The following is a 21,062-nucleotide window of genomic DNA, read 5'->3' as shown; positions in this document are numbered from 1 at the left end:
CAAGGTCATCAAGCGGATGGCCTACGGCTTCCGCGATGACGCCTACTTCTTCCTCAAAATCCGCGACGCCTTCCCCGGAATTCCGTCATGAACCAGAAAAAAGCGCCATCGGCCGCATGGCGGCCTCGCTGGTCGAGGACGGCGAGTCCATCATCCTCGACGCCGGGTCTACCACCACCGAGGTCGCCAAGAACCTGACCGGTCGGCACGGCCTGAAGGTCATCACCAACGCCCTGAACATCACCCTGATCCTGGGCGCCGAGCCGACCAACCAGGTCCACATGACCGGCGGCGAGTTCAAGGCGCCGACCCTGTCCGTGACCGGGGAGAAGGCGGCGGCGTTCTTCGGCAACCTGCGCGCCCAGAAGCTGTTCCTGGCCGTCGGCGGCTTGTCGTTCGACGCCGGCCTGACCTATCCCGGCTTCGCCGACCTCTACGTGAAGAAGGCGATGATCAACGCGGCCGCCGAAACCTATCTGGTGGCGGATTCCTCCAAGATCGGGCTGATTTCCTTCGCTCTTCTGGGGGGTGTGGAGCTGGTTCACACCCTGATTACGGATTCCGGCCTGCGGGACGCGGACCGCCGCGCGTTCGAGGACCGGGGCATCCGTGTCTTGACCGCCGAGACCGATTCGGTCCGCCACGCCTGATCCCGAGCAATAGGAACGCGCTTCCGCGCCCCCGTGTCGTTCCTTTGTTGCCCGAAAGAGTTGAAAGCGCACGGCGCGCGACGGCTCGGCTTGACCCCGTTGCCGTCGCCGGTGTTATTCGACCCGATGGCGGATCCGTCGGTGACCCCCGCCCGCACCCTATTCCCGGACGCCGTCGGACCGCGGCGACTCACACGGACAACGCATGACGACGCGGGGCGAGGGGCGCCCTCCGGTCGCGTCTTCGGAGGACACGAATGAAGAACCTGATGGTTTTCGCCGCTCTGACCGTTTCGGCGGTGGGCCTGGGGGCCTCGGCGGCACAAAGCAGCGAGATCGACCCCACCACCCTGCGCTTGGCGCATGTCGTGAACGAGCAGGACGGCTTTCACGTGGCGGCCACCCGGTTCAAGGAGTTGGTGGCCGAGCGGTCGGACGGGGCGATCACCATCGAGATCTTCCCGAACGCGACCCTGGGCGACGAGCGCACCCTGCTGGAAGGCATGCAGATCGGCACCGTCGACATGGGCGTCATCACCAACGGCCCGGTGTCCAACTTCCTTGAGGACATGGCCGTGTTCGAGCTGCCGTTCCTGTTCCCGTCGCGCGACGCCGCCTATGCCGTGCTGGACGGTCCGGTGGGCCAGGAGCTTCTGGACCGGCTGTCCGAGGTCAATCTCAAGGGGTTGGCCTACGCCGAGCGTGGGTTCCGTAACCTGACCAACAGCAAGCGCCCGGTTCACACCCCGGCCGACCTGGACGGTCTGCGCATCCGCGTCATGGAAAACCCGGTCTACATCGACACCTTCCGTGCGCTGGGCGCCGATGCCATCCCGATGGCCTGGACCGAGGCCCTGACCGCCATGCAGCAGGGCACCATCGACGGGCAGGAAAACCCGGTGAACGTGGTCCACGCCTTCAAGTTGAACGAAACCCAAAAATACATGACCATGACGCGCCACACCTACGCGCCGGCCCTGTTCGTGATGGGCATGCCGGTCTGGAATGAGCTGTCGGAGGACGCGCAGGCCATCATCGTGGAGTCCGCCCACGACGCGGCCGTGTACGAGCGGCAGGTGAACGCCGAGATGGAGGACAAGCAGCTCGCCGACCTGCGCGACCGTGGCATGGAGATCGACGATGACGCCGACCTCGCCGCCTTCAGCGCCGCGGTCCAGCCGGTGTACGAGACCTACGGCGAGACCTTCGGCACTTATCTGGAGCGCATCCGCGCGGAGCTGAACTGAGAGGCCGACCGGACATGCTGACCTGGCTGGCGCGTTTCGACCGGGCCGTCGGTGCCGTCCTCCGCCCCGCCGTGTTCGTTGGGATGGTGGCGCTGACCGCCGTGATTACCCTGCAGATCGTCTCGCGGGTCTTCTTCACCAGCGTGAGCTGGACGGAGGAGGTCGCCCGCTTCCTGCTGATCTGGATCACGTTCCTGGGCGCCGCGCTGGCCTTTCAGCAGGGGCGGCACATCGCGGTGACCGTGCTCACCGATGCGCTGCCGCCCCGGGTCTTTCGGGGGACCGTCGCCGTCGCGCGGCTGGTCGCCCTCGCCTTCCTGGTCGCCCTCGCGGTCATCGGGTACCGCTACATGATCATGCAGGGCTTTCAGAAGTCACCGGCGCTGCGGCTGTCGATGAGCTACGTCTACGCCGTCATGCCGCTGGCGTCGGCGCTGATGGCGCTGCTCTGCCTGTCGGATCTGGTGCGCGGGCTATTCGGCCCCGATCCGCGCCCGCCGCGAGGACCCGCGACCTCATGAGCTTCGTCCTCGCCGTTCTGTTCGTCGTCTTCCTGCTGCTCGGTCTGCCGATCGCGCTGGCCATCGGCAGCGCGACCATGGCGGCGCTGCACCTTCAGGGCATGCCGTTGATGGTCGTGCCCCAGCAGATGTTTGCCGGCATCAATTCCTTCGCGCTCGTGGCCGTGCCGATGTTCGTGTTGGCGGGCGATGTCATGGCGCAGGGGCAGGTGAGCCGCCGGCTGGTGGCGTTCGCCGACAGCCTGTTCGGGTTCCTCAAGGGCGGGTTGTCCATCGCGTCGATCCTGGCCGGCATGTTCTTCGCCGCCATCTCGGGCTCGGGGGCCGCGACCACGGCGGCCGTCGGCTCCAGCCTCGTGCCGGAGCTGAAGCGCAAGGGCTACGATCCCGCCGCCGCCGCCAGCCTGATCGCGGCCAGCGGTACCATCGGCGTCGTGATCCCGCCGTCCGTGCCCATGATCATCTATGCCGTGATCGCGCAGGAATCCGTGGCGGACCTGTTCCTGAGCGGCGTCCTGCCCGGCCTGGCCATGGGCGTGGGGCTGGCGGTGATCGCCATCCTGCAGGCCTACCGCCGCTCCTATCCGCGCGGCACGGCGTTCTCGCTGCGGATGATCGGGCGCACGCTCCTGTCCGCGAGTTGGGGGTTGATCACGCCGATCATCATCCTGGGCGGGATTTTCTCGGGCGTCTTCACGCCGAGCGAGGCGGCCGTCGTCGCTGTCAACTACGCGATCCTGGTCTCGCTGTTCGTCTACCGTGACCAGACGCTCGCCGATCTCTACCGCCTGATCGTGCGCGCCGGCGTCACCACGGCCGTCATCATGTTCGTGATTTCCGCCTCGGCGGTGCTGAGCTGGACGCTGTCGAGCTGGCAGGTGCCCGGCGCCATCGCGGCCTTCGTGCTCTCGCTGTCCACCAACACGTGGATTCTGCTGCTGCTGATTCTGCTGTTGATCCTGGCGACGGGCGTGTTCATCGAAACGGCCTCGGCGCTGATCATCCTGACCCCGATCCTGTTGCCGCTGGCGCTTCAGATCGGCCTGGATCCGGTGCATTTCGGCGTCGTGCTCGTGGTCGGGCTGGCCATCGGCATGGTCACACCGCCGGTGGCGATCAATCTGTTCGTCGCCTCCTCGATCACGGGGCTGCCGCTTCAGGCCATCGCCCGCGCCGTGCTGCCCTATCTGCTGACGCTGGTCGGGGTGTTGCTGCTCGTCGCCTACGGGCCGCTTCTGATCTGAGCCGTAGGGGGGCACGCTTGGCGGTTCGATATCCCCGGATGCGTGCCTGCCGGTTGCGCCCGGCGCCGACTTGGGGCAATGGTGACACATCCCGCCACGCCTGCGGGGGTGTCCGTCCGTCGGGGGCTGCCGCGTGATCGACCATCGCCCGATCCTTCTGGTGATCGGATTCCTGCTGTCCATCCTGGCGCTGGGCATGATCATCCCGGCGCTGGTCGACTATGTGTACGCGAACCCGGACTGGCTGGTGTTCGTGATCGCGGCCGCGCTGACCCTGTTCATCGGGGTGCTTCTGGTGCTGGCCAACCGATCGGCGCAGCTCAAGTTCTCGCTCCGTCAGGCGTTCCTGATGACGACGCTGAGCTGGATCATCCTGCCCGGCTTCGCGGCCATGCCGTTCATGCTGGCGGACCCGAACATCAGCTATACCGACGCCTATTTCGAGGCCATGTCCGGCATCACCACCACCGGCTCGACCGTCATGTCGGGCCTGGACCTGATGCCGCCGGGCCTGCTGCTCTGGCGCGGCGTGCTGCAATGGCTGGGGGGGCTGGGGATCATCATCATGGCCCTGACGATCCTGCCCATGCTGCGGGTCGGCGGCATGCAGATGTTCAAGGTCGAGGCGTTCGAAACCCAGGAAAAGGTCGTGCCGCGTGCCGCCAGCCTCGCCTCCTGGCTGGTGACCATCTATGTGGCGCTGACGCTGATCTGCGGCCTGAGTCTCGTCTGGGCCGGCATGTCGCCGCTGGACGCCACCGTTCACGCCATGACCACCATCGCCACGGGGGGGTATTCGACCAAGGATGCCTCGGTCGGGTTCTTCCGGTCGGCGGCGGTGGACTGGATCATCGTGGTGGGCATGATCGTGGGCGCGATCCCGTTCCTGCTGTTCGTGCAGGTGGTGCGCGGGCGGCCGCTGGCGCTGTTCCGTGACACCCAGGTGCACTGGTTCCTCGGCACCGTGCTGTTCGCCGTTCTGGTGGTGGCGTGGTGGCTGTGGGACGAGGGCGGCATGAGCGTCCTGGATGCGCTGCGCTATGCCGCGTTCAACACCATTTCGGTGATGACCGGCACGGGGTACGCGACGGCGGACTACTGGCAGTGGGGCGGCGTGGTCGGCGGCGCGCCGGTGGCGGTGTTGTTCTGCCTGATGTTCGTGGGGGGTTGCGCGGGGTCCACGTCCTGCGGCATCAAGGTGTTCCGGTTCCAGATTCTGGGCGCCATGGCGGCGATCCAGCTGCGCCGGCTGTTGCAGCCCCACGGGGTCTTCATCCCCCACTACAACAAGAAGCCGATCCAGGAGGGTGTCGCCGAGGCCGTCATGGCGTTCTTCTTCATGTACGCTCTGTCGGTGGCGTTCCTGGCCATGCTGCTCGGTATGACCGGGCTGGACCACGTCACGGCGATCTCGGGCTCGGCCACGGCGATTTCGAACGTGGGGCCCGGCCTGGGGGACGTGATCGGGCCGGCGGGCAACTTCTCGACGCTGCCGGACACCGCCAAGTGGCTGCTGTCCGCCGGCATGCTGATGGGCCGGCTGGAGCTGTTCACCGTGCTGGTGCTGTTCGTGCCCCGGTTCTGGAGGGACTAGGGGCGAGGCCCTTCCGCCCGGTTTCGGGCCTTGGCGCGATCCCGGCCCCGGGTGTACAACGGGGGTCATGACGACGACCCCGTTTTCGACCGACCGGCGCGGTACGGAGCCCCGGCCCGATCGCGTCCGTCTCTCCGTCCCGTTCGCGCTGCCGCCGTTCCAGCCTGGCTGGGTCTGGCTGGTCGGCGCTGGACCGGGCGACCCTGGCCTGCTGACTCTGCACGCCGCCCACGCCCTGGGCCAGGCGGACGTCGTCGTGCACGACGCCCTGGTCAACATGGACGTGCTGGCGCTGGCCCGCTCCGATGCCGAGATCATTTATGCCGGCAAGCGCGGCGGCAAGCCCTCGGCCAGCCAGCCGGACATCAGCAACCGCCTGATCGCGCTGGCGCGGGACGGACGGCGGGTCTTGCGCCTGAAGGGCGGTGATCCGTTCATCTTCGGCCGCGGCGGCGAGGAAGCCCGCGCCCTGGTGGAGGCCGACGTGCCCTTCCGCGTGGTGCCCGGCATCACGTCGGGCATCGGTGGGCTGGCCTACGCCGGCATCCCGGCCACGACGCGGGACACCAACGCCTCCATCGCCTTCATCACCGGCCATGCCGCCTCGGGTCGGGTGCCCGACACGCTGGACTGGCCGGCGTTGGCGCGCAGCGCCTCGGTGCTGGTGATCTACATGGCGGTGAAGCACCTGCCGATCATCGTCGGGCACCTCATGGACGCCGGGCGCAGCCCCGACGAGCCGCTGGCGTTCATCTGCTCCGCCACCACGCCGCAGCACCGGGTGGTGACATCGACCCTTGGCCGGGCGGTCGCCGACCGGGACGCCCATGGCGTGGAGGCCCCGGCCATCGTCGTCGTCGGCGAGGTGGTGCGTTTGCGCGAGCAACTGGGGTGCTGGTGGGACCCGACCGAACTGGCGCCGCCCGCCACGGGCCATGGTGCCGCCTACTCCGCCGCCGACGCGGCGGAGTAGGGGCTTTTACCAACGGTCTTTGACAAGGACCGTTGAAGCCCGTTGCCGGCCCGCTCCCCCCACCCGACCACCCCAAGAATACTGTCGTGGGCGGTCGGGTGGGGGAGCGGGCCGGAGCCGCTTGACGGATGAGTCACCACGCATCCGCCACGGGTCTCACCCCGCCGCAGCCCCCTTCCGCCGCCAGGACAGCGCCACCATCGCCGCCAGCACGGCCGCCCCGGTCAGATGGATCGCCAGCGTGCCGTGCGGCCACAGCAGCAGCGCGGTGGCGATCCCGGTCGCGAGGCGCTCGTACCAGCGCAGGGGGCTTTCGAGGCAGCCCTGGAACGTGCCCGCGAAGGCATACACACCCAGCACGGCGAACACGAAAATCTCGAGCTGTTCGGCCCAGGAGCCCGTGACCAGCGCGGTGTAGGCGAACAGCACCGGCACGATGTACAGGCCCTTGGCGATCTTCCAGGCGGTGAAGCCGGTGGCCATGGGTTTGGTGCCGGCGATGGCCCCGGCGGCGAAGGCGGTCAGGCAGACCGGCGGCGTCACGTTCGAATCCTGCGACAGCCAAAAGATGATGAGATGCGCCGCCAGCAGCGTCATCGAGACCGTGGTGGCGTCCACGAGCTGCCCGGCGAATCCGGACGTGAAATCCCCGGGCAGCGCGGAGATCTGCGCCCAGACCTGCTGCGCCTCCGCCAGCGGCATCGGCTGACCCAGCGTGCCCGCCAGGTCGGGCAGCAGCATCCCCACCGTCATGGCCATCGGCTCGGGCACGGTTCCGGCGGCGATGGCCTGCACGATGTGGTCGCCCATCAGCAGATCGTTGATGGCGGGCGCGGACAGCGGGGCGAGCACGGCGTAGGCCGCCGTGACGGGCAGGCCCATGCCCAGCACCAGGGAGGCGATCGCGATCAGGATCAGCAGGATCCAGAGCTGGCCGCCGGCCCAGTCGTTGATCATCAGGCTGAAGGTGTTGCCGACGCCCGTGGTGGCGATGACCGCGACCACCACCCCGACGGCGACCAGCAGGATGGCCATGGTGGTGGCGATGCGCGCGCCCTCCGCCAGCGCCTCCAGGATGGCGCGCGGCCCCATGCGGTTCGGTGACAGCCAGGAGGCGACGACGACCGCCCCCATGGAGATCCCGGCGGCGTAGGTGGGCGTGAAGCCCTGGATCAGCAGGACGATCAGCACCCCGATGGGCAGCAGGAAGTGCCAGCCCTCCTTCATGACCTGCCGCAGGGTCTTGCCGTCCTCGGCCGTTTGGGCGGTCAGGCCCTGGCGGATCGCCTCCACCCGCACGAACGCGGCCACCGACAGGAAGTAGATCAGCGCCGGCAGCACCGACAGCGCCACGATGTCCACGTACGGCACCAGCGTGTAGTTCGCCATGATGAAGGCGCCCGCGCCCATGATCGGCGGCATGATCTGTCCGCCGGTGGACGCGGCGGCCTCCACCCCGGCGGCGAAGCGGGGCGGATAGCCGGCCTTTTTCATGAGGGGGATGGTGATGACGCCGGTGCTCATGGTGTTGGCGACGGCGGAGCCGGAGATCGAGCCCATCAGCCCGGAGCCGAACACCGCCACCAGCCCCGGGCCGCCGACGAACCGCCCGGCGGCGCAGCGGGCCAGATCGATGATGAAATCGCCCGCGCCGGAGCGTACCAGGAACGCCCCGAAGAGGATGAACATGGCGACGTAGGAATAGCTGATGCGGGCGATGGGGCCGTACAGGCCGTCCCCGGTGAAGTAGGTCCGCATCATCATCACTTCGGCGGACAGGCCGGAGAAGTGGAACACCCCGTCCACCCAGGGGCCCCAAAGGATGGCGTAACTGAGGGAGAGGACGATCAGGATCGGGATCAGCCAGCCGGAGGAGCGGCGCGCGAACTCCATCGCCAGCAGCAGCGCCACGCCGGAGACGATCCAGTCCCAGGTATCGAAGCTCATGCCCCGGTCGTAGAACGCGTCCTCGAACAGGAACAGATAGGCCGTGGTCAGCAGGCACAGCACGCCGAGAACCACGTCCACGCCCAGCACGACGCGGCGCGTTGCACGGGTCCGGGCCGGGAACAGGGGGTAGAGCAGGGCGCACATCAGGCCGAACAGGCCGAAGTGCAGAGCGGCGAACCGCAGCTCCGCCATGGTGCCGAAGGTGTTGAGGTAGATGTGGGTGACGGCGGTCACGACCCCGATGGCGAACACGGCGTGCCGCAGCGGCCCCCGCAGCGGCCGGGCGATGGTGCTGACCTCGCCCACCTCGGTCTCATGGCCGTGATCGTCCGGACTCGCCGTCCCGGGTGCCTGCCCCATGGTGCGCCTCTCCCCTGTCGAATCCCGCGCTCTTTCGACGCGGCTTGGTTGGGGCTAGTGTGCACGGGCCCGGTCGGCGTGCCAACCCGGCCCAGGGGACCCCGATCCGGGGCGATCGGGGCGGGGCGCCCCGGTCAGGGCGCTGGCGGTTTCGGCCGGGTGCCGAAGATGGCGGTGCCGACGCGGACGTGGGTGGCGCCCTGGCCGACGGCGATGGCGAAATCGCCGCTCATGCCCATCGACACCACATCCAGCCCGTTGCGGCGGGCGATCTGACGCAGCAGGGCGAAGTGGGGCGCGGGCTCCTCGTCGGCGGGCGGAATGCACATGACCCCGGTGACCGGTAGGCCCAGGTCGTCGCGGCAGTGTGCGATGAAGGCATCGGCTTCCGTGGGGACGATGCCGGCCTTCTGCGGCTCTTCGCCGGTGTTGACCTGGATCAGGCAAGTCGGCCGGCGCCCCTGCCGCTCCATCTCCCGGGACAGGGCGGCGGCCAGCTTGGGCCGGTCCACGCTTTCGATGACGTCGAACAGGGCAACCGCGTCGGCGGCCTTGTTGGATTGAAGCGGACCGATCAGATGCAGCTCCAGGTCCGGGACCCGTTCCCGCAGGGCGGGCCATTTCGACTGCGCCTCCTGCACCCGGTTTTCGCCGAACACCCGGTGCCCGGCCGTCAGGGCGGCCTCGGCGCGCTCCGGCCCATGGGTCTTGGAGACCGCGACCAGGGTCACGGTGGCCGGGTCGCGGTCGGCGTCGCGGGCGGCGGTGGCGATTTCGGCCTGGACAGCGGCCAGATTGGCGGCGATGTCGGGACAGGTGTCGGCGGTGGTCTGCGAAGCGGTCACGGTGAATGGTCCGGTGAAAGGATTAGGGATCCGATGGAGGGATAGGGAGAGCGCGTGACGATACACACTCACATGGCGTCGGCGGATACCCTAGCAAGAGCCGCGGCCCGCTTGAAGCCGGCCCGTGCGCCGGAGGGGGGGGCGTTGCCGCGCGCCTGGCTGGTCAGCGATCCGGTCCGGCTGCCCGACCCTGGGCCGATGCTGGCGCGGATGCCCCGGGGCGCGGCGCTGCTGTGGCGGCCGTACGGCCTGGATCGGGCGGGGGCCGAGCGCCAGGGGCGGGTGTTGCGCCGGCTCACCCGCCGTCTCGGTGTGCGCCTGTTGGTCGCGGGCGATGCGCGGCGGGCGGTTGTTCTGGGGGCGGACGGGCTCCATCTGCCGGAGGGACTGGCGCGTCACGGTATTCTGGCGCCCCTGTTGCTCTGGCATCGCGCCGGCCGGCCGCGCTGGCTCTGCGTCGCCGCCCACGGCCCCCGCGCGCTGGCCCGCGCCCGTGCCCTGGGTGCGGATGTGGCCGTGCTGTCGCCCGTGTTCCCGACCGCCAGCCACCCCGGCGCGCCCGTGCTGGGACCCGTGCGGTTTGCACGGCTGGCGGCCCGCGCTGGCCTGCCGCTGGTGGCGCTGGGCGGGATCACCGCCGTGACCGCCCGCCGCCTTCCGCCGGGCTGCGTTGTCGGACTGGCGGCGGTTTCGGGGTGGGCGGCACCGGGCCATCGGGTGTAAGACCCGCCGACCCCATGAAAGGATCGTGACCCATGACCGCCGACATCTCCCCCGCCGACGCGATCGAGACGACGCCCGCGTTCGACCCGGCCCAGCCGCCCCATCCGCGCGTGGTGCTGAAGGCCGGGCAGTCGAAGCGGCTGCGGCGCGGCCATCCCTGGGTCTACTCCAACGAAGTGGAGATGACCCCGGCGGCCAAGGCGCTGCCGCCCGGCACGGTGGTCACGGTGCAGGACGCGGGCGACGAGCCCCTGGCGACCGCGCTGTTCAATCCGCACTCCCTGATTGCCCTGCGCGTACTGGCGCCCCAGCCCGACGTCGCGGTGACCACGGCCCTGATCGCGGAGCGTCTGCACCACGCCCGCACTCTGCGCGAGGCTTTGGTGGATGGTCCGTTCTATCGGCTGGCGCATGCGGAGGCGGACGGCCTGCCCGGTCTGATCATCGACCGGTTCGACCGGTATTGTGTCGTCCAGGCCAACAGCGCCGGCATGGACCGCCTGCTGCCCCAGGTGCTGGAGGCGCTCGACTCCGTGGTGAAGCCCGAGGGCGTCGTGATCCGCGACGACACCGGCGGCCGCGCGCTTGATGGCCTGCCGGTGGCGGGTGTGCGGACTCACGGTACCGTGCCGGACGGGCCGGTGGCCGTGCGGCAGAACGGGGTGACCTACCGCGCCGACCTGACCGGCGGCCAGAAAACGGGCTGGTACTTCGACCAGCGCGACAACCACGCCCTGGTGGCCCGGCTGTCCAAGGGGCGGACGGTGCTGGACGTGTTCAGCCACGCCGGCGGCTTCGGGCTGGCCGGCGCGGCGGCGGGGGCGACCTCGGTGCTCTGCGTGGACTCGGCCGCGCCCGCGCTGACCCTGGCGGCGGAGGCCGCCGCCGAAACGGGCGTGGGCGACCGGGTCGAGACGCGCCAGGGCGATGCTTTCGCGGTGATGGCGGAGTTTGCGCGGGAGGGCCGGCGCTTCGGCGTGGTGGTGTGCGATCCGCCCAGCTTCGTCAAGGCGCGCAAGGATCTGGCGACCGGCGCCAAGGGCTACCGCAAGATGGCCCGCATGGCGGCCGCGCTGGTGGAGCCGGGCGGGGTTCTGTTCGCGGCCTCCTGCTCCCACAACATGCCGGCCGACCGCTTCCTGGCGGAGGTCACGCGCGGGGTGACCCAGGCGGAGCGGAACGCCCGCATCCTGGCCCAGACCGGCGCCGCGCTGGACCACCCGCTGCATCCCGCGCTGCCCGAAACGGCCTATCTGAAAGGGGTGCTGCTGGCGCTCGACTAGAGGCGGGGCAGAGGGCGGGCGCGAGCATTGCCCTGGGGCGGTCGAGTCTCTATGGTCGAGGTGTCTTTTTCCCCCGTCGACCTTGGACCGTATTGATGAACGCCGCCGATCTGGCCGCCCTGCTGGACGTCCCCCTGCACGGGGACGGAACCCTGCCCGTCCTGCGCCCCTGCCATCCGCGTGAGGCGCGCCGACCGGAGGACGTGGCCATCGCCATGGACCCCGCTCTGCTGCCGTTGTTGGCGGACAGCCCGGCGCGGGTCGCCGTGGTCGCCGCGGACGCGGTCGATGCGGTGCCCGAGGGCGCGGTGGGCGCGATCCTGGGCGTGGGCCGGCCCCGGCTGGCCATGGCGGGCCTGACGGCGGCGTTTGCCCCGCCGCCGCCGGTGGCGCCGGGCATCCATCCCAGCGCCGTGATCGAGGACGGGGTCGTCCTGGGCGAGGGCGTGGCCGTCGGCCCCTTCGTCCACATCGCGGCCGGGGCGGAGATCGGTGCGGGCACGGCCATCGGATCCCATGTGACCATCGGGGCCGGGGTGCGCATCGGGCCGAACGGGCTGATCCATGCGGGTGTGCGCATCGGCGCCGGCTGCACCATCGGATCGCACGTCATCCTGCATCACAACGCGAGCCTGGCCGCTGACGGCTTCAGCTTCGTCACGCCGGAGAAGGGCAGCGTCGAAAGCGCCAAGGAAAGCGGGCGCGTCGAGGCCACCAACCAGGGCCTCGTCCGCATTTATTCGCTGGCCGCCGTGACCCTGGGCGATCATGTCGAGGTCGGCGCCAACGCCTGCCTCGACCGTGGTACGCTCAGCGATACCCGCGTCGGCGATCACACCAAGATCGACGACCTCGTCCTGATCGGGCATAACGTCACCGTCGGGTCGCACTGCATGATTTGCGGTCAGACCGGAGTCGCCGGCAGTGCGGTCATCGGCGACCGCGTCGTGCTCGCCGGCCGTGTCGGCGTGGCGGACCATGTGACCATCGGCGACGACGCCGTGGTGGCGGCGGGCAGCGGCGTGGGCCAGTCGCTGAAAGGCCGCGCGGTCTACGCCGGAACCCCGGCGGTCGAGCGGGAGCGCGCGTTCGAGATGCTGATGCTGACCGGCCGTTTGAAACACCTGTTCCGCGACGTGAAGGCCCTGAAGGCCGCCGCCGCGGCGGGGCGGAACTGACCGCCGGTGCGGCGGGGCGCGCGGAGAGCATACCGGCCCTCGGGCGGACACGGATTTAAAACAAAGACCAAGACCACAACGGGCGGACACCATGAGCGATCTGGAGCAGAAGATCTACGACATCGTCGTCGACAAGACCGAGCTGACCCGCGACCGGCTGAGCCGTGACGCCCGAATCAAGGACCTGGAAATCTCTTCCCTCGACTTCGTCGAGATCGTGTTCGCGGTCGAGGAAGAGTTTGATATCGAGGTCCCCTACAACGCCAACACCATGGACAGCGATTTCGAAACGCTCGGCGACATCATCGACGCCGTCGCCGCCGAAGTCGAAAAGCAGGGCTGACCGCGCGCGGCACTCCCGGCCCGCCGATCGGACCGCATCGTGCCGCGCGGTGTTTTCCCCGCGTCCTCCGAACGGGATTCCCACCCTATGACCCGCGTCGCCATCACCGGCATGGGCGTTGTTTCCGCGATCGGGAACGACGTCGAGACCTTCCGCCGTGCCCTTCACACCCACGCGGGCGGTCTGGCCGCCCCCGAAGGGATGGACGAGGTCCCCAAGGGCATTTCGGTGGTCGGGCAGGTGCGCGCCTTTGACGGGCTGGCCCGGTTCGGCAAGGATCGCTTGGCTCTGCTGGACCCGTTCGCCCAGTACGGGCTCGCCGCCGCCGACGAAGCCATCGCCATGGCCGGGCTGGATTTCCGCGCCGATCCCGCGATGGCGGCGCGGACCGCCTGCATCGTCGGGACGGGTGGGGCTGGTATTTCGACGTTTCAGGAGGGGTTCGCGCGTCTCTACAAAGAGGGCAAGAACCGCGTCAATCCGTTCACCGTGCCGCGCGCCATGGGCAACGCGGCGTGCAGCCAGATCACCATGGCGCACGGCATCACCGGTCCCGCCTTCGCCGTCACCAGCGCCTGCGCCACCGCCAACCACGCCATCGGGCTGGGCTTCCATATGGTGCGCAGCGGTATGGTGGACCGCGCCGTGGTGGGCGGCAGCGACGCCTTGGTGAACTTCGGCAACCTGAAGGCCTGGGAAGCGCTGCGCGTCGTCTCCCGCGACACCTGTCGGCCGTTCAGCAAGGATCGCACCGGCATGGTGATCGGCGAGGGCGCCGGGGTGTTCGTGCTGGAGCGCTGGGACGATGCCGTGGCGCGCGGCGTGCCGATTCAGGCGGAGATGATCGGGTTCGGCATGTCGGCCGACGCGGGCGACATTACGTTTCCCTCGGTCGAGGGCGCGGCGCGCGCGGTGCAGGCCTGCCTGGACGATGCGGGTCTCGCGCCCGGGGATGTGGACCACATCAACGCTCACGGCACCGCGACCACGGCCAACGACGCCACCGAGGCCAAGGTGATCCGGACGGTCTTCGGTGACCGGACGGACGCCGTGTCGGTCACGTCGACCAAATCCTTCCACGGCCACGCCCTGGGCGCGGCCGGTGGCCTGGAACTGGTGGCCGCCGTCGTGGCGCTGCAGGACGCCTACGTGCCGCCGACGCTCAACCTGACGGAGCTGGACCCGGCCTGTCCGCTGGACGTGGTCACCGGCACCGGGCGCGAGGGCGCCGTGCGGGTGGCGCTGTCGAACAGCTTCGCCTTCGGTGGCCTGAACGCCGTGCTGGCGGTGCGCCGCACCGACGCCGCGTAAGGCGCGCCGGCGGGCGCCGGCCGCGCCCCTCTTCGGCTATTCGGCGGCGGCCGCGCCGGTGTTGTCCAGGGCCGGCACGCCGGCCGTGAACAGCTTGTACGTGATGGAATCGTGCAGGGCGTTGTAGGATGCGTCGATCACGTTCGGCGACACGCCGACCGTGGTCCAGCGTGCGCCCTCCGAATCGGCACTTTCGATCATCACCCGGGTGACGGCAGCGGTGGCGGCGTCCGGGGTCAGGATGCGCACCTTGTAGTCCACCAGCCGCAGGTCGCGCAGCTCCGGATAGACCGGCATCAGCACCTTGCGCAGCGCGGCGTCGAGCGCGTTGACCGGGCCGTTGCCCTCGGCGACCGTCATGTAGGTCGCATCGCCGATGACGGCCTTTATGGTCGCCTCCGACAGCGTGATCAGTTCGCCCTTGGCGTTCCAGCGCCGCTCGTCGATGACGCGGAAGCTGTTCAGGCGGAAGTAGTCCGGCACCCGGTGCAGCAGGCGGCGGGCCAGCAGCTCGAACGACGCGCCGGCGCCGTCGTAGGCGTAGCCCTTGAACTCGCGCAGCTTCACCTCTTCGACCACGCGCGCCACCTTGGGCTCGTCGGGATCGACCTCCAGGCCGATCTCGCGCAGCCGCGACAGCACGTTGGACCGCCCGGCCTGATCCGACACCAGAATCTGGCGCCGGTTGCCGACCTGGGCGGGGTCGATGTGCTCGTAGCAGCGTGGGTCCTTTTCCACCGCCGAGACGTGCAGTCCGCCCTTGTGCGCGAAGGCGGACGCGCCGACGTAGGGCGCGTGCGTGTTCGGCGCCCGGTTCAGGCGCTCGTCCAGCGCGCGCGAGACCTCGGTCAGGCGCGTCAGGCCGTCGGGTTTCAGGCCGACATCGAAGCCCATCTTCAGGGTCAGGCTGGGGATGACGGAGATCAGGTTGGCGTTGCCGCAACGCTCGCCGAGGCCGTTGATCGTGCCCTGGACCTGACGCACGCCGGCCCGCACGGCGGCCAGGGAGTTGCCGACCGCGTTGTCGGTGTCGTTGTGGCAGTGAATGGCCAACTGGTCGCCCGGCACGCCGGCCGCGACGACGGCCGCGATGGTGGTCTCAATCTCGTGCGGCAAGGTGCCGCCGTTGGTGTCGCACAGCACGGCCCAGCGGGCGCCGGCCTCCAGCGCCGCCTTGACGCAGGAAATGGCGTAGTCCGGATTGGCCTTGAAGCCGTCAAAGAAGTGCTCCGCGTCGTACATCGCCTCGCTCTTCTCGCGCACCATGAGCGCGATGCTGTCGGCGATCATGCGGACGTTCTCCTCGGGCTCGACCCCGAGGGCGACCGTGCACTGGAAGTCCCAGCTCTTGCCCACCAGCACCGCGACCGGGGCTTCCGCCTCCAGCAGGGCGCGCAGGCCGGGGTCGTTGTCGGCGCTGCGGCCGGGGCGCCGGGTCATGCCGAAGGCGCACAGGCGGGCGTGGGAGAGCGACGGCGGGTTGGAGAAGAACGCGTCGTCGGTCGGGTTGGCGCCGGGCCAGCCGCCCTCAATGTAATCAATCCCCAGCGCGTCCAGCGAGCGGGCGACGGCCGCCTTGTCGGCGGCGGAAAAGTCGACGCCGTGCGTCTGCGCGCCGTCGCGCAGGGTGCTGTCGAACAGATAAACGCGGGGAGTGCTCATCGGTGGGGGTATCCTGACCGTCTGCGCCCCGAGGATGGGGCGGTATCGAAGGCGATGCCGCACGCCACGCGAAGCCTGGCCCGCGCGTTCACCGGAACGAAGCAGAGTGCACCAGCCCGGGGCAGGGTGCAACGCCGAAGGGGCGGTCCTGCGGTGGTGGAACGGCGCGGGGTCACGCCCCGGGGGCACGCCTCGGGACGGCTATCGGCGCGCCCCCATGTCTCCATCCTTCCGCCGCCGTGCTGCGGCCCTCGGTCGGGTGAGGCCAGGTGACGGGTTCGGGAGGGAGGTGAAGGGAGGGGGGAGCGGGTGGTGGCGTTTTTCTCACGCAAAGGGCTTGCAAAGCCCCCAGAGCCGGAGTAAAAGGACGGCCCTCCGGGAAGGGAATGTCCCTCGGCGGGCGCGTAGCTCAGCGGGAGAGCACTACGTTGACATCGTAGGGGTCGCTGGTTCAATCCCAGCCGCGCCCACCATATAATCAAGGGGTTACGGGCTTTCCCGTAGCCCCTTTTTCATATCCGGTCACGCTTCCGGTCACGCTACGTCCGTCCAGCACCGCCGCCGCACGGTTCATGTGGTCGGGCGAATGGTGGGCATACAGCTCCGTCGTCCGGGCCATCGTGTGCCCGAGATACCCGGCCACTTCCCACAACGGCACGCCGCCCTGGGCGAGCCACGTGCCGCAGGTGTGGCGGAGGACGTGCGGCGTCACGTCCGACAGTCCGGCCCGGCGGCACGCGGACGCGAAGGCCTTCTTCACGCTTGCCACGGGCTGGCCATCGATGTGGATGACCGGACCGGACGGCCAGCCCTTTCGCTGGGCGCTCCGCAAATGGGTCATCAGCTTGCGGGGGATCGGCGTCCGAGCGCGACCCTTCGCCGTCTTGCGCTGCCCCGCCGGCCGCTAGTCGATCCGGCCCCGGGCAAGGTCGACCTGATCCCAGCGCAGTTCCAGAATCGCGCCGGGCCGGGCCCCACCGTACAGCCCTAGCAGGATGAACAGGGGCAGGTGCGCACGGCACTGTGGTTCCGTGCGGGCGGCCCGCAACAACGCGGCGGCCTCCTGGCGGGTCAGCCACCGTTCGCGGCCCGGTCCTTTCGCCGGCATCCACATCGGCCGGCGCGCGTCCAGGCGCTCCGCCTTCACGGCGTGGCCCATGGCCGCCGACAGGACGGAGAGTTCCCGGTGGACGGTGCCTGCCGCGCGCTGGCGATGGGCGGCGTAGGCCCGGCACATCTCGCCGCTGATCTGAGAGACCGTCTTGGCCCCCCAGAACCCCAGCAGAGCATCGATGTTGTAGGCCAAGGTTTCGCGCGCGGCATCGCTGGCGAGGTCCGGACTGTGCTCTTCCGCGTATGCAGAGAGCATGTCCGCGATCAGGGTCTGATCGGCAGGACGTTTGCCGGCGGGCCGCTCTCGGCGTTCCGCGAGGAATGCTTCGAGGGCTTTTTCAGCCTCGCGGCTATCTGCCGTGCCTGTGCCACGCTCACGGCTGTTTCCGTCGACAGTCCACCGGATGACCCATTGGCCGCGCCTCCACCGGAGTCGCGGGCCGGTTCCACGTCTGGGCATTGTGTCGTCCCCTCGATCACCTGCCGGATCGCTTCCGTGCTGTAGTAACGGCTGCGCCCGAGCCGGTGATAGCGGATTCCAAGCCGATCAGCAGTGGCCTGAAACACGCGCGGCGCCATGTCAGGATGTACGGCCCGCGCCGCCTCAACAACGGTCATCAGCGTCGGGCCGAGAGGACGGCTGTCTGTGGACACGGCGCCCATGGGTCAGGTCTCCGGCTGCGCGTAGGGACGCGCGGAAACGGCCCCATCCCACGCCGCAATCATCTCGCCCATGGGCATGTACATCTCCTCGGCGGCGGTCATCATCTCTTCCGTCGGATCCATCGGCACAACGCAGCATCGGGTCGCCTCAATGGAGGCCAGCACGGCGGCGGCCGGGCGCTCGTACAGCGGCCAGTTGTCGTCGATGTCCTCACGGTCAATAAGATCGTCGGCGCATATCGCCCGTGCGATGATTTCAACCAGAGCATCCCGATTCTTGGGAAGGGTCATATCGGTTGCCCATCGTATTCTAAGTTGTCCAGCAGACGGCCGGCGGCGTGCTTGCCGACGCGGACCATGGTGCGCCCATTAACGATGTGGTCGGGTTGGAAGCAGTGGACAGACCCGTCGTGCGCCACGATGAAAGCTGGCGTCCGCTGCATGCGCCCCCGGCTGGTGTCGTAAGGCTCCCCATGCAGCGGCGGACGCCACTCCCCCCACTGCTTGAAGAAAAACGGCACACCCGCCGCCGCGCACTGATCGCGCAGGGATCGCGCCCAATCCGGATGCATCGGCCGGGCATACGGGCCGGATTCGCCGCCGCAGATGACCCAATCGAGTTTCCCCAGCCACGGTGTCAGGTCCACCGGCCCCAGCAGGGGCTCGACGGACAGCCCGCGCCGCGCGGCTGGCGTGTCGAGCAGGATCGGGATCCGAAGATCGGCCATCGCCTGGGTTTCCACGCTGGCCAACAGGGTGACGTTGGGCAGCGGCCAATCCCGGGTGTCCGGCCAGGACGGATCGTCCTGCGTCATGCCGATGTGCCAGAGAGGGGGCATGTGGACGCCGTTCCCAGCGTCTCGACCCAGCGTCAGATAGTCCCGTGCGACCTTGGGCCGCTTGGTGACGACGATCCAATCCAGGTGCGGGGTGAGCGCCATGACCGCGAACATCTCGTCGCGCCATGCGTCCGGCACCTCCGCGTCGAACACATCGGCCAGGGACGCACAGAACACGCGGTACCGCCGCCCTTCCCGCTTCGCCTTCCGGTCCCAGGCGAACGGCTGGCGCCATGTGGACTCGGCGGCCCGTCGGCGTGGCTGGCCGTGCCCCCAGGGCACACTCAGGCGGCGCCCGACGCCCTCGGCGTAGCAGTGATCGCAAGCCGGCGAGACCTTGGTGCAACCGATCCAGGGGTTCCAGGTGTGATCGGTCCACTCGATGCGGGAGTTTTCGCCCATTATGCGCCCTCCTCCGCGCCCGACCTGCTGTCGTCAGGGCCGCCGGCGCATTCCAGGTGGCGTTGAAGCTCCGGCGGGATTTCGTCCAGGTCGGCGTCCACCTCCAAGAGTGTGAACGGGGGATGCGCGAGGTCGGGCAGGGTTGCCAACAGGTCTTCAAGCGAAACAGCCGAACTCACCTCGTACCAACTGTACTTCAGACAGGGATCATCCATGCAGGGCGACGGATCGCCCCCCGCCACCGGAACCGCCAGCACCCGCGCAACGATCATGTCGCCCGGCGCGTCGCCACCAAGCTCCACCGCCGCAAGCGCGTTGCTGATGGCCTCCCCCAGGCGCGCCCTGGCCTCCCTGGGCTACGACACCCGGCTGGTCGAGTGGCCCGACGACGATCCGCCGGCCGAGCCCTACACGTTCCGGGTTGAGGTGGACGTGATGGACCACGCGGTCACCGCCCGGACCTATGCCGAGATCGAACGGACGGCGCGCGCCGCGAAGAACGTCCGCTCGCACCTGACCGGCATCCGCGCGGTCGGGCGCGTGGATGCCGCCGTGTACGCCGGCGCCTTCGTCGTCGGCGGCACCGTCCTGCCCTGGACCCCGTCCGAGATCACCGTGACCGGCCCGTCCTACGCGGGTGCTGCCGTCTCCATGGTCTCCACACTCACCGTTCATCCCGCCACGGAGGGCCCCTGACCATGGCCGCGTATTACGGTCTTCTTACCACCATCGGCGCCGCCAAGATCGCTAACGGGCTCGTCACCGGGCAGGCCGTCGAGCTGACCCACATGGCCGTGGGCGACGGCGGAGGCGCCCCCGTGACCCCGGAGCAGACCGCGACGGCGTTGGTCCACGAGGTCTACCGTTCCACGCCGGCCGGGATCAGCCGCACGCCAGCGGATGAGGCCGTGTTGGAGGCCCTGCTAGTGATCCCGCCGCAAACGGGGGGCTGGACCATCCGGGAGGTGGGCGCCTTCGACGCGGACGGGGATCTGATCCTGCTGGCGAACTGGCCGGAGACCTACAAGCCGGTGATTGCGGAAGGGGCCTCCAACGACATGGCCCTGAAGATCCAGGCCGTGGTGGGGTCGACCGCGAACATCACGCTGAAGATCGACGCCAGCCTGCAATACGCGACGCAGGCGTGCCCCCGGCGCCCCTGTCCTTTGGTCCACTGTGCGCGAAAGTCCGGACAGGCTTTCCCGAAATCATGCAGGAACGCCACGGCGAAAAGGCGGGGGGTCCACGCCTCTGGAAGGTGGTCGTATCCGGCCAGAGCGGCCAGCCTGTGTCGTATGCACGGAACGGCCAGGACGGCGCCCAGGCAGGCCGCGACATCGGCGCTGTGGGCCGGAAGGCTGTGCCAGGAGACGATGCGGCCCGTTTCCGGGTCATGGCGAAGTTTGGCCCAGCCTTGTTCGGGCGAGACCTGCGGGACCCATGCCATGCCGATACACCTGGGGGTGAAGGGGAGAACACCGAATAGTAGGGCTGTGTTGGGTGGCTGTCACGCTCGGCAGGCTGGCGTCGCCGCGTGGATCCGACCTAAAATCCCGTTCCAACATTACACCGTCACCACGGTCGAGGCTCTGCTCGCCGACGTTGTGGCCGATGTGAGGACTGTTCGAGGTGACCTATGAGCGGCAGCGATACCGTGACCGTGCAGGTCGGCACCCTCGAAGACATGGGGCGGCGCTTCGTTGACGCCTGGCATCGGGCCGAGCGCGGTGAAGAGGTCGACGAGCGCCACGTTACCTTCATTGATCTTCCGGCTCTGCGGGCAGCCCTGACCGCTAGGCGATTGGCCCTGCTGCGGTATGTCCGGCATCACGAGGTGCGCACCGTCCAGGCGCTGGCGGCTGGGCTGCATCGCAACGAGGAAAGCGTCCAGGCGGACGTGGACGCATTGACCAAGTTGGGCCTCCTGACCCGCACCGCTGACCACTTGGTTGTGCCCTATGGCGAGATCAACACCATGTTCGTTCTGTAGGGGACGGCTACGATGGCCTGAGTGTCGGCGCCGTTCCTTGCTATAGGGGGCTCGGACTCCGTTCTCGACGACCGTAGGGGGTGCCGGCCGAAGCTGCTGGGCGTGCGCATCGTGTCCATGAGGTGTTGGTCGGTGTGCCGCCCGCCGCCGCGATCACATGGGGCTGTCGTG

Annotated in this window: 22 protein-coding genes, 1 tRNA gene and 2 pseudogenes; 15 read left to right on the top strand and 10 right to left on the bottom strand. The window is 69.1% G+C overall.

Translation table 11 applies throughout. The features are described 5' to 3' along the window. Nucleotides 1-98 precede the first annotated feature (98 nt). The 6 genes and pseudogenes from GGD82_RS15170 to cobA all read left to right on the top strand — a co-directional run. Nucleotides 99-650, top strand: a pseudogene (locus GGD82_RS15170) (DeoR/GlpR family DNA-binding transcription regulator); the annotation flags it as partial. Between the two features lie 257 nt (nt 651-907). Beyond that, nucleotides 908-1,897: a TRAP transporter substrate-binding protein gene (locus GGD82_RS15165; RefSeq protein WP_150063262.1), complete on the top strand. Its 990-nt coding sequence runs from the start codon at nt 908-910 to the stop codon at nt 1,895-1,897. Between the two features lie 14 nt (nt 1,898-1,911). Further along, nucleotides 1,912-2,418 (top strand): TRAP transporter small permease, encoded by a 507-nt coding sequence (locus tag GGD82_RS15160; protein WP_150063261.1) that lies wholly within the window; start codon nt 1,912-1,914, stop codon nt 2,416-2,418. Beyond that, the gene (locus tag GGD82_RS15155) at nt 2,415-3,662 is read left to right on the top strand and encodes a TRAP transporter large permease (protein ID WP_150063260.1); all 1,248 of its coding nucleotides are present in this window, start codon (nt 2,415-2,417) and stop codon (nt 3,660-3,662) included. The genes GGD82_RS15160 and GGD82_RS15155 overlap by 4 nt, the downstream gene beginning before the upstream one ends. Nucleotides 3,663-3,795: 133 nt before the next feature. Further along, nucleotides 3,796-5,256, top strand: a complete 1,461-nt coding sequence (locus GGD82_RS15150) for a TrkH family potassium uptake protein (RefSeq protein ID WP_246163958.1) — start codon at nt 3,796-3,798, stop codon at nt 5,254-5,256. Between the two features lie 67 nt (nt 5,257-5,323). After that, nucleotides 5,324-6,229, top strand: a complete 906-nt coding sequence (gene cobA / locus GGD82_RS15145; protein WP_150063259.1) for a uroporphyrinogen-III C-methyltransferase — start codon at nt 5,324-5,326, stop codon at nt 6,227-6,229. Nucleotides 6,230-6,385: 156 nt separating this feature from the next. Here the strand turns inward: cobA and GGD82_RS15140 are convergent, their stop codons facing one another. Together GGD82_RS15140 and GGD82_RS15135 are read right to left on the bottom strand one after the other, a co-directional pair. After that, nucleotides 6,386-8,539, bottom strand: a complete 2,154-nt coding sequence (locus GGD82_RS15140) for a TRAP transporter permease (RefSeq protein WP_150063258.1) — start codon at nt 8,537-8,539, stop codon at nt 6,386-6,388. Nucleotides 8,540-8,673: 134 nt separating this feature from the next. Continuing rightward, nucleotides 8,674-9,384 (bottom strand): YggS family pyridoxal phosphate-dependent enzyme, encoded by a 711-nt coding sequence (locus GGD82_RS15135; protein ID WP_150063257.1) that lies wholly within the window; start codon nt 9,382-9,384, stop codon nt 8,674-8,676. Nucleotides 9,385-9,438: 54 nt separating this feature from the next. Here GGD82_RS15135 and GGD82_RS15130 point away from each other — a divergent pair, with 54 nt between their 5' ends. From GGD82_RS15130 to GGD82_RS15110, 5 genes are all read left to right on the top strand, one after another. Then, nucleotides 9,439-10,107: a thiamine phosphate synthase gene (locus tag GGD82_RS15130; RefSeq protein WP_246163957.1), complete on the top strand. Its 669-nt coding sequence runs from the start codon at nt 9,439-9,441 to the stop codon at nt 10,105-10,107. A 32-nt stretch (nt 10,108-10,139) separates the two neighbouring features. After that, nucleotides 10,140-11,390 (top strand): class I SAM-dependent rRNA methyltransferase, encoded by a 1,251-nt coding sequence (locus GGD82_RS15125; protein WP_150063256.1) that lies wholly within the window; start codon nt 10,140-10,142, stop codon nt 11,388-11,390. A gap of 95 nt (nt 11,391-11,485) precedes the next feature. Continuing rightward, on the top strand, nt 11,486-12,568 hold the full coding sequence (locus GGD82_RS15120; protein WP_150063255.1) for a UDP-3-O-(3-hydroxymyristoyl)glucosamine N-acyltransferase: 1,083 nt from the start codon (nt 11,486-11,488) through the stop codon (nt 12,566-12,568). A 91-nt stretch (nt 12,569-12,659) separates the two neighbouring features. Beyond that, on the top strand, nt 12,660-12,911 hold the full coding sequence (locus GGD82_RS15115; protein WP_150063254.1) for an acyl carrier protein: 252 nt from the start codon (nt 12,660-12,662) through the stop codon (nt 12,909-12,911). A gap of 87 nt (nt 12,912-12,998) precedes the next feature. Next, on the top strand, nt 12,999-14,222 hold the full coding sequence (locus GGD82_RS15110; RefSeq protein ID WP_150063253.1) for a beta-ketoacyl-[acyl-carrier-protein] synthase family protein: 1,224 nt from the start codon (nt 12,999-13,001) through the stop codon (nt 14,220-14,222). A 36-nt stretch (nt 14,223-14,258) separates the two neighbouring features. Here GGD82_RS15110 and cimA read toward each other — a convergent pair whose 3' ends face one another. Beyond that, a complete protein-coding gene (gene cimA / locus GGD82_RS15105; RefSeq protein WP_150063252.1) occupies nt 14,259-15,884 on the bottom strand; it encodes a citramalate synthase in 1,626 nt (541 codons plus the stop codon). 398 nt (nt 15,885-16,282) lie between these two features. On the opposite strand from cimA, the gene GGD82_RS15100 reads away from it, so the two are divergent. After that, nucleotides 16,283-16,357: transfer RNA gene (locus tag GGD82_RS15100), tRNA-Val, on the top strand. Between the two features lie 5 nt (nt 16,358-16,362). Here GGD82_RS15100 and GGD82_RS15095 read toward each other — a convergent pair. The 6 genes from GGD82_RS15095 to GGD82_RS15070 all read right to left on the bottom strand — a co-directional run bounded on the left by GGD82_RS15095 (nt 16,363) and on the right by GGD82_RS15070 (nt 19,173). Further along, on the bottom strand, nt 16,363-16,725 hold the full coding sequence (locus GGD82_RS15095) for a site-specific integrase (protein ID WP_150063251.1): 363 nt from the start codon (nt 16,723-16,725) through the stop codon (nt 16,363-16,365). A 63-nt stretch (nt 16,726-16,788) separates the two neighbouring features. After that, nucleotides 16,789-17,253, bottom strand: a complete 465-nt coding sequence (locus tag GGD82_RS15090) for a site-specific integrase (RefSeq protein WP_150063250.1) — start codon at nt 17,251-17,253, stop codon at nt 16,789-16,791. A gap of 8 nt (nt 17,254-17,261) precedes the next feature. Further along, on the bottom strand, nt 17,262-17,660 hold the full coding sequence (locus GGD82_RS15085) for a hypothetical protein (protein WP_150063249.1): 399 nt from the start codon (nt 17,658-17,660) through the stop codon (nt 17,262-17,264). A 3-nt stretch (nt 17,661-17,663) separates the two neighbouring features. Continuing rightward, nucleotides 17,664-17,951, bottom strand: a complete 288-nt coding sequence (locus GGD82_RS15080; RefSeq protein ID WP_150063248.1) for a hypothetical protein — start codon at nt 17,949-17,951, stop codon at nt 17,664-17,666. Next, nucleotides 17,948-18,901 carry a phage Gp37/Gp68 family protein gene (locus tag GGD82_RS15075; RefSeq protein WP_150063247.1) on the bottom strand — a complete coding sequence of 318 codons (954 nt, stop codon included), beginning with the start codon at nt 18,899-18,901 and terminating at the stop codon, nt 17,948-17,950. Before GGD82_RS15075 ends, GGD82_RS15080 begins: the two co-directional genes overlap by 4 nt. Further along, nucleotides 18,901-19,173, bottom strand: coding sequence for a hypothetical protein (locus GGD82_RS15070; protein ID WP_184123296.1), 273 nt, complete (start codon nt 19,171-19,173; stop codon nt 18,901-18,903). The genes GGD82_RS15075 and GGD82_RS15070 overlap by 1 nt, the downstream gene beginning before the upstream one ends. A gap of 49 nt (nt 19,174-19,222) precedes the next feature. Here GGD82_RS15070 and GGD82_RS15065 point away from each other — a divergent pair, with 49 nt between their 5' ends. Next, nucleotides 19,223-19,597 (top strand): phage tail protein I, encoded by a 375-nt coding sequence (locus tag GGD82_RS15065; RefSeq protein ID WP_184123297.1) that lies wholly within the window; start codon nt 19,223-19,225, stop codon nt 19,595-19,597. Between the two features lie 2 nt (nt 19,598-19,599). Beyond that, nucleotides 19,600-20,031: pseudogene (locus GGD82_RS21605) on the top strand (phage tail protein); the annotation flags it as partial. Here GGD82_RS21605 and GGD82_RS21600 read toward each other — a convergent pair. Next, nucleotides 19,923-20,348, bottom strand: a complete 426-nt coding sequence (locus GGD82_RS21600) for an HD domain-containing protein (protein ID WP_170284372.1) — start codon at nt 20,346-20,348, stop codon at nt 19,923-19,925. The pseudogene GGD82_RS21605 and the gene GGD82_RS21600 sit on opposite strands and share 109 nt — an antisense overlap. Before the next feature lie 189 nt (nt 20,349-20,537). On the opposite strand from GGD82_RS21600, the gene GGD82_RS15055 reads away from it, so the two are divergent. Then, nucleotides 20,538-20,891, top strand: a complete 354-nt coding sequence (locus tag GGD82_RS15055) for an HVO_A0114 family putative DNA-binding protein (protein ID WP_150063243.1) — start codon at nt 20,538-20,540, stop codon at nt 20,889-20,891. The last annotated feature ends 171 nt before the right edge of the window (nt 20,892-21,062 follow it).

Source organism: Roseospira marina (assembly GCF_014197855.1).
In the GTDB taxonomy this organism is placed as follows: domain Bacteria; phylum Pseudomonadota; class Alphaproteobacteria; order Rhodospirillales; family Rhodospirillaceae; genus Rhodospira; species Rhodospira marina.
The sequence above is the reverse complement of the archived record's forward strand: the minus strand, read 5'-3'. Positions and strand labels throughout refer to the sequence as shown.